This is a genomic window from Mesorhizobium escarrei, from assembly GCF_935825525.1.
Taxonomy (GTDB): domain Bacteria; phylum Pseudomonadota; class Alphaproteobacteria; order Rhizobiales; family Rhizobiaceae; genus Mesorhizobium; species Mesorhizobium escarrei.
The window spans coordinates 56770-69232 of the sequence record NZ_CAKXZT010000035.1 but is presented as its reverse complement, the minus strand read 5'-3'; the positions used below and the strand labels follow the sequence as shown (position 1 = coordinate 69232).

General features: G+C 62.9%; 8 protein-coding genes. 2 read left to right on the top strand and 6 right to left on the bottom strand.

The window, feature by feature from the left end; translation table 11 throughout:
• Position 1: 1 nt before the first annotated feature.
• Positions 2–829: a type I methionyl aminopeptidase gene (gene map / locus NMG80_RS02915; protein WP_254016750.1), complete on the bottom strand. Its 828-nt coding sequence runs from the start codon at positions 827–829 to the stop codon at positions 2–4.
• 311 nt (positions 830–1140) lie between these two features.
• Between map and NMG80_RS02910 the strand changes: the two genes are divergently transcribed.
• Positions 1141–1437: a DUF982 domain-containing protein gene (locus tag NMG80_RS02910; RefSeq protein WP_254016749.1), complete on the top strand. Its 297-nt coding sequence runs from the start codon at positions 1141–1143 to the stop codon at positions 1435–1437.
• A gap of 136 nt (positions 1438–1573) precedes the next feature.
• Positions 1574–2233: a DUF2161 domain-containing phosphodiesterase gene (locus tag NMG80_RS02905; protein WP_254016748.1), complete on the top strand. Its 660-nt coding sequence runs from the start codon at positions 1574–1576 to the stop codon at positions 2231–2233.
• A gap of 51 nt (positions 2234–2284) precedes the next feature.
• Here NMG80_RS02905 and NMG80_RS02900 read toward each other — a convergent pair whose 3' ends face one another.
• The 5 genes from NMG80_RS02900 to NMG80_RS02880 all read right to left on the bottom strand — a co-directional run bounded on the left by NMG80_RS02900 (position 2285) and on the right by NMG80_RS02880 (position 12448).
• Positions 2285–3973, bottom strand: coding sequence for a GNAT family N-acetyltransferase (locus NMG80_RS02900; protein WP_254016747.1), 1689 nt, complete (start codon positions 3971–3973; stop codon positions 2285–2287).
• A gap of 20 nt (positions 3974–3993) precedes the next feature.
• Entirely contained in the window at positions 3994–5331 is a 1338-nt protein-coding gene (locus tag NMG80_RS02895; protein WP_254016746.1) for an HlyD family type I secretion periplasmic adaptor subunit, read from the bottom strand.
• Between the two features lie 12 nt (positions 5332–5343).
• Positions 5344–7668, bottom strand: coding sequence for a type I secretion system permease/ATPase (locus NMG80_RS02890; RefSeq protein WP_436798534.1), 2325 nt, complete (start codon positions 7666–7668; stop codon positions 5344–5346).
• Between the two features lie 541 nt (positions 7669–8209).
• The gene (locus NMG80_RS02885) at positions 8210–10210 is read right to left on the bottom strand and encodes a type I secretion protein (RefSeq protein WP_436798533.1); all 2001 of its coding nucleotides are present in this window, start codon (positions 10208–10210) and stop codon (positions 8210–8212) included.
• A gap of 147 nt (positions 10211–10357) precedes the next feature.
• Positions 10358–12448, bottom strand: a complete 2091-nt coding sequence (locus NMG80_RS02880) for a hypothetical protein (protein WP_254016744.1) — start codon at positions 12446–12448, stop codon at positions 10358–10360.
• Positions 12449–12463: the final 15 nt, after the last annotated feature.

Sequence of the window (12463 nt, the reverse complement as noted above, 5' to 3'; positions counted from 1 at the left end):
ACTATGCCGGCAGGCCGGGGCGGTCGAGGTTTTTTGGCGACAGGGTGAAAATCTCGCATCCCGTCTCGGTGACGCCGATCGTGTGCTCGTACTGCGCCGACAGCGAGCGGTCGCGTGTCACCGCCGTCCAGCCATCCGACAGCACTTTTACGTGCGGCCGGCCGAGATTGATCATCGGTTCGACGGTGAAGATCATGCCCGGCCGCATCTCGACGCCCTCGCTGGCGCTGCCATAGTGCAGGATGTTCGGCGCGTCGTGAAAGAGCTGGCCGACGCCGTGGCCGCAGAAATCGCGCACCACCGAGCAGCGCTCGGCTTCGGCATAGGTCTGGATGGCGGCGCCGATGGCGCCGGTGCGGGCGCCGGGCCTGATCGCGGCGATGCCGCGCATCAGGCATTCATGCGTGACCTCGAGCAGGCGCTCGGCGGCGCGCTTGATCGTGCCCACCGGATACATGCGCGAGGAATCGCCATGCCAGCCATCGAGGATGTAAGTGACATCGATGTTGACGATGTCGCCGTCCTTCAACGGCTTGCTATCGGGGATGCCATGGCAGACGACGTGGTTGATCGAGGTGCAGGACGATTTCGTGTAGCCGCGATAGTTGAGCGTCGCCGGCAATGCGCCGTGATCCATGCCGAACTCGAAGACGAAGCGGTCGATGGCTTCGGTGGTGACGCCCGGCGCGACTATCGACACCAGTTCGTCGAGGCAGCGCGCGGTGAGATCGCAGGCCTTGCGCATGCCGGCAAAGCCCTCTTCGCCATAGAGGCGGATCTGGCCGGTGTTTCTGAGCGGTGCCGTGGCGGCGTCGAGATAGGTGACCATTGTGTCCGTCTTGCCGGGATTAAAGGGCTTCTGATGAGCCCGCGAGAAAAGTCTCCCAGATTTGGCACCTGACGGCGCCAGGTTCAAGGAGGAACTGCCGGCGATTGGGCTCAAGCCGGCGATATTCACGCTTTGCGGCTTCATCTTGTGCTTATGCGTGTGCGGCCCATGCCGAGCTGTCGTCCGCACTGACGTCATATTTTCGAGCAAGAAGTTTCGGGGTAAGAAATGGAGCCTGAGCGAAAAGCTGGTCAAAGCAACCTTTTGTGATGAGCGGCGTTGCTGCGGGAACGCGTTCTGGAGAGACAGGAATGGACAGATTGCAATTCGAGGTGCCGGTGCGCATCACGACCGCGCCTGGCCTGCCGGTCGAGGAAATATACAGCGTCGAACAGGCGCTGGATTTCCTGCAGGGCTGGCCGGTTCGCCGCCAGGGCCCAGTCTATCAGGCTGCGTTCAACGCCTGCTTCGGCGCCACGGTCGACCTGGTCGAGACCGAGGAGGCTTGCCGGGCGTTCATGGCATTCTGCCGGGTGAGCCGCCTGCTAGCCAGGGATATGATGGTCCCGAGCAAACGCAGAGGCGAGGCGAGAGGGCTTAGGGCTTAACGGCCGGGCGGGCAGGTCCCAGCAAATTGCTTGATGCATAGCTCCATGTGTTCACGGAGCGACAAAACTGCCCCTCGGCGGCAAAGCCTGTCGGTGATGCTGTGCCAACCAGCCACGAATCGGCTATGCCCCGCGCATGCAGGAAACGTCTCTTTACATCCCGGTGAAGCGGTTTCTTGAGAGTCTGGACTTCACTGTCAAAGGCGAGGTTGGCGGCTGCGATGTCGTTGGACTGCGTGACGGCGAGCCGCCCGTGCTCGTCATCTGCGAATTGAAGCTGCAGTTCAACCTCGAGCTCATTCTTCAAGGTGTTGACCGTGCTGTGTCATGCGATGAGGTCTGGCTCGCGGCGAGGATGTCAAGTCGAGGCAAAGGCCGCGAGCACGATCGCCGGTTTCGTGCGCTCTGCCGGCGGCTCGGCTTCGGCCTTCTCGCGGTTGGCTCCGCCGGCAACGTCGAATTGCTGCTCAGTCCGGCCGCCTTGCCGCCCCGGCGAGACCCGAGGCGAAGATCGCGCCTGGTGGACGAGCATCGGCGCCGGCGCGGCGACCCTGTAGTCGGCGGCGGCTCGCGTACGCCGATAATGACCGCTTACCGGCAGGACGCGCTGGCCTGCGCCGCTGCGATGGTCGACGGCCCGAAGCGCCCGCGCGATCTGAAAACCATTTCGCCACGCGCCGCCAATATCCTGCTTCACAATGTTTATGGCTGGTTCGCCAGGGCCGAGCGCGGCGTCTATGCGCTTACCGACGTTGGCCGTGCTGCGCTACAGCGCTGGCCTCAATCGGCCTCATGACGAAGCGGCACGTTTGAGCGACTTGCAGCGGCAGCAGACAACGACGCCTCGTCAAGCGACAGAAGAGGTGGAGCGGCTTGCGGTTGCCGGCCGCGCAACCGTGAGCAGAGTCGTCAGCCCCAGCGGCACCGACGGCTGGATGACGGGCTTCTCGCGCTCAGGTTTCTTAAGAATGTAGAGCGGCCTGGCTGTCCTTAGTTGCTGCAATTGTCGACGGGCCTTGGCGCGCAGGGCGGTTTCCGCCGGCGCGGGCGATCCATTCTCAAGGACCAGCGTGAAAGCCTGGGCCGCCTCATCCGTCCGCTGGAGGGCGAGAAGGCTGCGGCCCAGGGCATAACGCGCCAGGATGAGGCCTGGATCGAGGTCCGTGGCTCGCCCAAACCACTCGACGGCTGCGGAGTGGTCGTTTAGCGACTGCTGCGCAATGCCCAGGCAAAGCCAGGCGTTGACAGATTGCGGCGACATCGCTGCAAGCGCGCCAAAGCATTCCGCAGCCTGGCGGTGATCGCCCTTCGTGCCCAGAACGTAACCGAGTCCGTACAGAGCCTGATCATGCCTCGGCTCGGTGTTCAGGATCTGGCGATAGACGTTCTCAGCCTGGATGACCCAACCCTTCTTGTGGAGGCGGGCCGCCTCCTGCAACGCGCCGACCAGGGATCGCCTGTCCAGCCGGTCGCCAAGGTTCCGGCCGGTTTTGGTTCGCACCAGTGTGCAGTTGAGGACGGTGTCGTGGGTGCCGAAGGAATATTTGTAAGGTTCGTTGCCGCGCAGGAAATCGTATGTCCGGAAACCGTTCTCGATCGCGCGGCGGATGCAATAACCGTGCAGGACCAGTCCCGACGGCAGCATGTCGGCCGTCTCGTCGCGCCCGACCATGTGGAACAGCATGCTCTTCTTGACCGGATCGAGGAAGATCGCGAGAGCGCTCAAGGGCCGATCGCCGTGCCAAAGCACAGGCAGAAACAGCGTGCCCCGTTCGAAAGCTTGCCTGAACAGCAGTCGGTTGCTCTTGACCAGGCCGGGAACGAGATTCCCCTTCCGCGGCGTCCACTTGATGCGCCAGAACTCGAGCAGGATGTCGATATCGCGCTCGATGGTAGAGGCGTCGGCATGCGTTATGCGAAACTCGTCAGAGTTCTCCAGCTTCCGGAGAAATCTCCGCATCTTCTGGCGGGTGTTGCTGCTGAGATTGTGCAGAAGATAATCTTCCCATGAGGACGGGAGGTCGATCGCCGGGCATATGCAGTTGTCGACATTGTCAACCTGGTTGACGCGCCTCATCCGACGCATCGTCAGCCGATTGTCGGAAAGCTGCTCCATCAGCCAGCCTGTCCTGCGTTCCGACATCCGCAGGTTTTCCAGATGCAGGCTGGCCCAATGCATCGTCTTCAGATGCTTCGCGAAAACCGCGATTGCCCGGTAGGCGTATTCCGGCGCGCAGAGGATGCCGGTATAATCGGCTGCGAGGTTTCCCCCCATATACACTTCATGGTAGAGTTCGCCGGTCTTTTTCCTCATACTGGTGCGCAGCCGGAGCGGCAGAAGGGCGACATAGGGAGACCCCGGCTGCCCCTTGCGCGCCGCCAAAATGAACCATTCACCGTCGAAGCGGCGAAGATAGTGGGAAAGAAAATCCCACGACACGAAGAAATGCGCGTCAGGATCCCTGGCGTAGAGGTCGTCCCAGTTGTCGCGAAGCCCCTTCAGTTCTTCCGGGCGCGTTAAGACGTCGATCTGCATATTTACCCCCGCCGCTACGATCAGCGCTCATTGAATGCCCTGGCCATGCTGTCCTTGATCGGCTTGGACAGGTAGTTGAAAAAGGTCCGCTCCGCCGTCTGGATGAGAACTTCGGCGGGCATGCCTGGCGTCGGAACAAATCCAGGCACGCGAGCCAGTTCGCTGACTGGCAGGTTGACGCGCGCCAGATAAACCTCTTTTGCGGTCGGGCCGGAGGCGTCGGGGAGCGAGTCGGCCGAGACGTAGTAAACTTCGCCGTTCAGAACCGGCGTCGTGCGCGCGTTGAGCGCGACCAGCCGTACCGTCGCCTTTTGTCCAACCTTCACATTGTCGATCTCGGTGCGAGGCACCTGCGCTTCTATGATCAGCGGCACATTCGCCGGCAAGATCTCCATGATGCTCTTGCCGCTCTCGATCACGCCGCCGGACGTGTGGTAGAACAGCCGCACGACAGTGCCCGAAACCGGCGCATTGATCGTCGCTCGGCGCAGCACGTTTTGCGCCTCGCGGGACTGTTCGCGGATGCTGTCCAGTTCGGTCTCAACGCCCTCGAGCTCGTCGAGCGCCGCCTGGCGGTAGGCGTTTTCTGTCTGCCGCATCTCCTGTTCGTGCTTGACGACCTGGGCGCCGGTCTCGGATATCTCGGCTGAGAGCCGCCCCATCTGCCCTTCGGCATCTGCTATCGCGCGCTGAATCGCCTTGATCTCGGTCGCGCGGATCAACCCTTGGTCGAGCAAGGTCTTCTTGCCGTTGTATTCCTCCCGTAGCAGACCGAGCTGTATCGTGACCGCTTTCAGCAACTGCTCATAACCGCCCGCCCGGAACTTCAGGGCGCCGATGTTCTGGTCGAGCAATCGGATCTCGCTGCTCATTTTGGTGCGCGAGCCCTCGAAGTTGAGGCGCTGGCTATGCACGATCGAAGCAATTTCCGGGTCGTCGCGATTTTCAGTTATTGTGGCCGGGAACTGTATAGTCTCCGCCCCATGCACCTCGGCGGTCAAGCGCGCCACGATCGCTTCAAGGCGCGCCTGGCGGAAGAACAACTGCCGTTCCTTTGCCCGCGCGGCCGTTTCGTCGAGCAGCACCAAAGGCTGATCGGTTACGACATGGTCGCCTTCGCTAACCAGAAGCTGCTTGATAATACCCCCTTCCAGGTGCTGGATGATCTTGTTCTGCCCAGTGGCCACGAAGCTTCCTTGCGCGATGATCGCGGCTGCGAGCGGTGCTGTGAATGCCCAGGTGCCAAATCCGCCGAAGGTGACGGCCATCAGCAGCAATCCGGCTGTCGTCTGCTTCCAAATGGAACGCGGTACGGCGCCATACCATTGAGCGTCTTCGATCTTGGCTATTTCCTTCACGGCCGATCTCTCTCATTTGACCTGAATATTGGCAAAATGGCCGCCATCGAGGCTCATGCCGCGCGCCGCCAAAGCCTGAAGCACTTCCTGACGCATCCCGAAAAGAGCCACGGTGCCGTTGACGAGCACCAGGATCTTATCCACGGTCTGCAGCAAAGCAGGCCGCTGTGTGATCGTCACCATCGTGATCTTTTGCTCTTTGGCTTGCTGCAGGGCGCGCGACAAAGCCAACTCGCCAGCGGTGTCGAGGTTCGAATTCGGCTCATCGAGGACCACCAATTTCGGGCTGCCGAAAAAGGCGCGCGCCAAAGCGATCCGCTGCTTCTGCCCGCCAGAAAGCGGCGCGCCATCGGCGGCGACAAAGGTCTCGTAGCCATGCGGCAGCGAGGCGATCAGTTCGTGAACGTCGGCCAGCTTGGCGGCTTCGTAAATTGCGCCATCATCGACGTCCTCGCGCATTCTGGCGATGTTCGCCTTGATCGACCCCGGGAAAAGCTGCACGTCCTGAGGAAGGTAGCCGATGCTTTCACCAAATTGCCGCTGATCCCAGTTCCGCAGGTCCATCAGATCGAGCCGCACGCTTCCCGAAGTTGGAAGGATCGAGCCGACGAGCATTTTGCCCAGGGTCGTTTTACCGGCGCCCGAATTGCCGATGATCGCAAGCGAGTCTCCGGCCTCCAGGCCAAAGCCGATGCCATTGAGCACGACACGTTTGGTTCCTTGCGGCACGAACAGCAGCCGCTCGACATCGAGACGCCCTTCCGGACGCGGCAGCTTCAGGCGTTCGAAGTTCAGCGGGGATTCCTTCAGCAGCGCACTGATGCGGCCAAAGGCGGCGCGTGACTGCACAACCTGGTTCCACCCTTCAATCGCACCCTCGATCGGGCCAAGCGCGCGACCGGCGATGATTGACGCGGCGATGACCATGCCGCCCGTGACAGAGCCTTCGATGGCCAGATAGGCGCCCCAGCCGAGCATCATGACCTGGGTCAGCAGCCGGACGCCCTTGGAAAGGGAAGCAAAGGCTATGTTTCGGTCCTGAGCTATGACCTGCCATCTGAGCGAGTTGCCGGTATCCTTGCCCCAGATCCACACGGCTTCCGGGATCATCGCGAGCGCGTTGATGATCTGCGAGTTGCGCGACATCGAATCGACGTGGAGGTTGGCTTTGGTTTGGCTTGTGTTGGCCTCGCCGAATGGCTTGGCGGTTGCGCGCTGGTTGGCGAGCGTGATGGCCAGCAGCAGCAGCGCCGTCGCCACGACGATGAAGCCGAGGTCGGGGTGGATCAGGAATATCGCCAGCATGAACAACGGGGCCATCGGCGCATCGAGAAGAGACAGCAACGTGCCGGACACCAGAAACGTACGCAGCTGCTGAAGATCCCCCAGCGTCTGATATTCGCGCCCGTTGCTGTGCAGTGAAGCCCTGGCGGCTGCGCTGAGGATTGGTCCGCCTAGTTGGGCGGCGACCTCGACCGCCGTGCGCATGAGGATGAAGCGCCGGATGGCGTCAAAAACCGACTGCAGAATGACCGCGCCGACAATCACCACCGTCAGCATCACCAGGGTGTCGACCGAGCGGCTCGTCAGGACGCGATCCGAAATCTGGAAGAGATAAACAGGTATCGCAAGCACCAGCACGTTGGTCGCGATCGTGAAGATCATCACCGCGATGAGGTTCTTCTTGACCGCGCGAAGCCCGGCTGTGAGGCTTGCCGAGAGATCGATTGGCCCGAGACGCTTGTGGAACGCGCCGCCGCCGCCATTCCCGCCACCACCACTGCCGCCCCCCTTGCCGGTTCCGGTCGGACCGCCGCCGCCAGGCACTTCCCGGGCAAGCAAGGGACCGCGGTCGCCCTCGATTGTCACGCCGGGCAGAACCGGCTTGTTTTTCATCTCCTGCGTGGGCGGCTCTACTCGCGCGCTCGGCTGGTCCTGCTTGCCTGGCGCGTCCTTCGGTGCGTTCGGCGTCTTCCGTTCCAATATTTCCGGCTCGGGCTTCGCGGGTTCTTCCTTTGGGGATACGGGGCGCTGGGCCGGCTCGGAGATCCGAGGGCTCGGTGGCCGGATCTCCTGCGTGGGCGGCTCTACCCGCGCGCTCGGCTGTTCCTGCTTGCCGGGCGCGTCCTTCGGCGCGCTCTGCGTCTTCCGTTCCAATATTTCCGGCTCGGGCTTGCGCGCCGGTTCTTCCTTTGGTGATACGGCGCGCTGGGCCGGCCCGGGGATCCTAGGGATCGGTGGCCGGATCTCCTGCGTGGGCGGCTCGCCTCCTCGTGCGCTCGGCTGGTCCTGCTTGCCGGGTTCGTCCTGCGGTGCGCTCGGCGGCTTGCGTTCCATTATTTCCGGCTCGGGCTTGCGCGCGGGTTCTTCCTTTGGTGATACGGCGCGCTGGGCCGGCTTGGAGATCCGAGGGCTCGGTGGCCGGATAAGGTCGGGCTTTCTAATGCTGTCTGCAGCTGGAGCAGTGGGCGCGGCCTGCGACGGAGCCGAAGGCGCTTTTGCTTGCGGGGAGGGTGGTTGCACCTCGCGTTGCTGAGCGCGGCTATCACCAGGTAAAGGCGCGGTGGAAGGGCGCGCTTGTTCGGTGACCTTGGCTTGTTCGGTGCCCTTGGCTGGCGCCGCGTCGCGAAGCGATGTTGGCGTTTCGGTTGGCCGGGCGTCCACTATGCGCCACAATTCGGCAACGACATCGTCCAGTTGTTCCACCGAACGATCGACCGCCCTGCTGTGACGAAACCAAGACTGTGCGATCGGCTCGGCGGCGCTTCGCCCGACTGCTTCGCCGCCGTCATCCGACCGGTCCCATTCTGGTTCTTGGGCGAAAGCGCGCCCGGTTTGATCGCGATCTTCGGTCATTGCTGCCACCCCGGTTCGAAAATCACGCGAGAACGCTTTGCATCGGATCGGAATAGGTCTCAGGCACGAGCGAGGGATACGCCACGTTTTGAGAGGCTTCCGGCGCCAGCATGTCGTCATCGAGGAAAGCGACCGCCTCATTCACCAGCACGTCGGGATTCTGGCCGCCAAGATCGGGGCCGGTGGAAATCAGCTCCGCCTGGATGAGGATCTCGTCCGAATAGATGCCGCCGCCGACATAGGTCTTGCCGGTGGAATCCACGTCGGCAATGTAGGCATAATTGACCAGCGAGTTGGTTCCCGTCGAAATTGTCCAGTCCGCCTCCGGATGCCCCAGCGCATTCATGGCCAGCGCCACCTGATCGCTGTCACCAAGAATGGTGGTCTGTTTGATGTATTGCAGATTGAGGATGTCGCCGGAGATGTAGAGCACCCGAATCGCCCCGATGCCCGCGAATGGGCCATCGCCCAGTATGTCGGAAAGGTCACCATTGCCGTTCTGCAGGCTTTCACACGCCTTGCGATAAGCTTCAGACATCGCCTCGAAGCGATCGCCGGCGCCGTAATTGACGATGTTGGCCTGGTTCCAAAGCAGATTGTCGCTGGTGGAGGCCGCGCCTTCGCCGGTTGTCTGGAAACCATCGACCGCGCCGATCAGGTCGTTATCCAGGAGCACGTTCAACTGATGGATGATGTTGGCGTCATAAATGTTTCCGCCGACGACGATCAGGTCGTAATTGAAACCCAGTTCGTCCAGCGAAATGTCGTTAGCCGCCGTGTTGGCGCCGGCTGTCACCAGCGTCTTGACTCCCGATGACGACAGGACGGAAACGTCATTGTCCGTCATGAAGGTGTATTGCTGGATCCAGTTCATGATGAGCAGGTCGCCTTCGACCTCGGTGACAACCCAGTGCTTGGGAAAGTCACCCTGCATGGCCTGCGACGCCGCAGCTTCCGCCGACGGATCGATGCGCTTGAACATCGCGATATTGAAGCCTTGGGTCGGATCGGTGGCGTTCAGGCCCCAACCGTTGATGGAGGAGCTGACGAGGTCGCTGTCGCACGCGACATTGATCTGAATGATCGCGTTGAGTTCGACGTGGTCGCCCATCACCGCGCAAACCGGCGACTGCAGCCAATTGTTGGCCATGGACACGCTGTTGACGAGGAGATTGCCGCCGGCTTCCAGCTCGACCGAAACGTCGATGTCGATGCTTCCGGACCCAGGCGTGTAGGAGGGTTGCTCGGGCTCTTCTTCCTCGTCCTCTTCCTCCTCGGCTCGACGGTGCTTCTCCGGAAGGTGATCGTCGAGCTTGGGCGCTTCGTCCACCGACTGCCCATTGACGTAAGTGCCTTCGATGACGTCAGCCTTGACGACGAAAACATCGGCTTCGCCATCCGTTTCCTCCGGATAGCCGTTGAGCCGCTCGCCGGCTGTCTTGATGACGGCCACTATCTCCTCGGACGAACCCGGTATTTCCAGATCGTCGATGGGAGACAGATCCGCCGCCGCGCCCAGCAAGGTCGCCATTTCGGCAGCATGGTTCGCTGCTGCGGGAGAGAATTTCAGGCCATGTCCGCCAGCGCCTGCATAGTCGTTGTCGGAGAGCTGAAGCTCCTGATTGATAAGGACCGCCACCGAGCCAGGGGGCTCGATCTCGGGCAGGATCAGGCGTGAAGGCGCACTCCCCATCGGCGGCGCTTCCGGATGGAGCAGGAAACCTGGATAGGCGACGTCCGGCTGCGGGATCGCAGGGATGTCTGGAGGAGCGAATTGGAAATCCGACCAGGGTGTCGTCAGGACAAGTTTGGGTGGAACCGGCGAATACTCGATCGAGGGAACGAAATCCTCCAGATCGTATCCTGCGTCAACGTTGACCGTTTGACTGGCAAGCTCCGGCCTTTCTTCCTCGACCGCCTGGGCCGCCTTGAATTCGTCATAGGCTTTCCTGAGACGGGCTTGCTCCAGCGTGATTTCAAAGAGTCCCACAAAGTGGCTGATCGCCTCGGTGATCTTGTCCATATACACGGAAGTTTCCTCCGGTTTTCGAGATCATCCGCGCCCTTGCCGGGTCGCGCTTCTCTTCTCTGGTTGGGAAGACTGCGCGGGGTTTTCCCCCGCGCAGTCCCTTTTTTGCAGGTCTCGCCGCGGCGAAACCGGCCATGCCAGTTATGTCGCGTCGTCTTCGCCAACCAGCGAGCTGGTGAGGTTGCCGCCCACCACAGTCATGTCGACCGAGTGGCCTTGCAGGTTGGCGCCCATCACGATCTGCTGGTTGAAGCCGTTCATGTCGATGGTGCCATTGGCGTTGGCCTGGCTTATGGCTTCAATGTGCTGGTCGTGGCCGATATTCGACCCCCAGCTGCCGCCGTCGCCGCCAGCGCCAGCCGCGCCGCCGGTCGCAGTCGCTGCGCCGCCGTTGCCGCCAGCGCCGGCCGTGGCGTCGCCGCTCCAGGCATAGCCACCGTCCGCTCCGTCAGCCCAGGCACCGCTGAGAGCAACCGCGCCCGTTCCACCGGTCGCCGTCGAAGCGCCGCCAGTCGCATCGCCGCCAGTCGCGGCGCCGGCCGTAGCCGCACCGCTGGTGGCTGCGCCACCGGTGTCGACGTTGCTCGCAAAGCCGCTGCCGGCTCCGCCGCTGCCGGCTCCGCCGGTTGCGTCGCCGCTCGTGCCAGCCCCACCCGCGCCGCTGTTGGCGCCGCCGCCGGCGCCGCCGACGCCAGAGCCAGTGCCAGAGCCAGTGCCAGTGCCAGAGCCAGCGCCGCCGGTCGAGTTTGCGCCGCCGCCAGTCGAGCTTGCAGCGCCGCCATCGACATCGGCGAAGTTGCCGGCATTCGCGCCGCCGCCACCGCCACCGCCACCGCCGCCACCGCCACCGCCGGTGTTACCGGCATCGGTGTCGCCATTCGCGGCGATCGGGATAGCTACGGCGACGTTGTCACTGCTCTTGTTCCCACCCCAATAGGGATCGTTGTCGCTGCCAGCCTCGGCGTCGTCCATCAGCGCCAGGGCGACAGGCACTGCGGTCGAGTTGCCGCCGTTGCCGCCGTTGCCGCCGTTGCCGCCGTCGCCACCCTTGGCGTCGGCAAAGCCAAGCGCGCCAGCGTCGCCGCCCTTGGCGTCGGAATCGCCGCCGTCGGCCTTGGAGTCGCCGCCGACGCCGACGCCCAGGCCGAGGCCCAGGCCGAGCCCGACGCCGTCGCCGCCGTCGCCGCCCTTGGCGTCGCCGCTGTAGCCGCCCTTGGCGTCGCCACTGTCGCCTTCGCCGCCCTTGCCGTCACCGCCGAGGCCTGCGCCGACAGCCACGCCGGACGCGTCGCCGCCCTTGGCGTCGCCGCTAACCGCGATCGGCACGGCGTCGCCGCCATTGGCGTTGCCGCCGTCGGACTTGGCGTCCGCGGAGCCGACGACAATCGGCACGCTCACGGCCACACCGCCGCCCTTGGCGTCGCCGCCCTTGGCGTCGCCGCTATCGGCATCGCCGCCCTTGGCGCCGAAGCCGCCCAAAGCGAGCGCATCGCCGGCATGGCCGCCGTCGCCGCCGGCATCAATGCCTTCCTCGGACTTGGCGTAGCCACCCTTGGCGTCGCCCTTGTTGCCGAAGTAGCCATCATTCTTGACCGTCGCGCTGCCGAGATAGTCGTTGTCCTTCATGTCGCCGGTCTGGTTGATGATGGTGGCGCTGTGGCCATTGCCGGCCCCGGCAAACGCGCCGTTCAGGACGTCCGAGAAGCTGATGTCATCGCCCGGATCGAAGCTGATGTCGCCGTCGCGGCTGAACATCATGACGCCGCCGAGGCCGACATTCACGTCGTCGAGGTCAGCGTAATCGTCGTCCGACTTTCCGTCGGACGACGCGTGGGCGCTAACATTGGCGTTAACATTGGTGTTAACGTTGTTGGTGTTGGTGTTGGTGTTGCTGTTGGTGGCGTTGTTGGTATTGGTGTTGCTGCTCGTATTGCTATTGCCGTTATTGTTGGTGTTGTTGCTGGTCGAATTGGCCGTAGCGTCGCCAATGCCGATGCCAGCTCCGACACCCACACCGACGCCGACGCCGGTGGCGTCGGCGTCGCTCTTGGAGTCAGCGCTGGATTTTGCATCGGCATCGGATTTGGCGTCGGCGCTGGCGTCGCTCTTGGCGTCGGCGCTGGCGTCGCTCTTGGCGTCGCCATCTCCGATATCGATTATGGTGTCGTCATCGGAGACATCGCCGATGAACTGCCAACCGGTGTTGGAGTTATTGCTGTTGCGAGTAGTCATTGTCGTTCCCTCGGT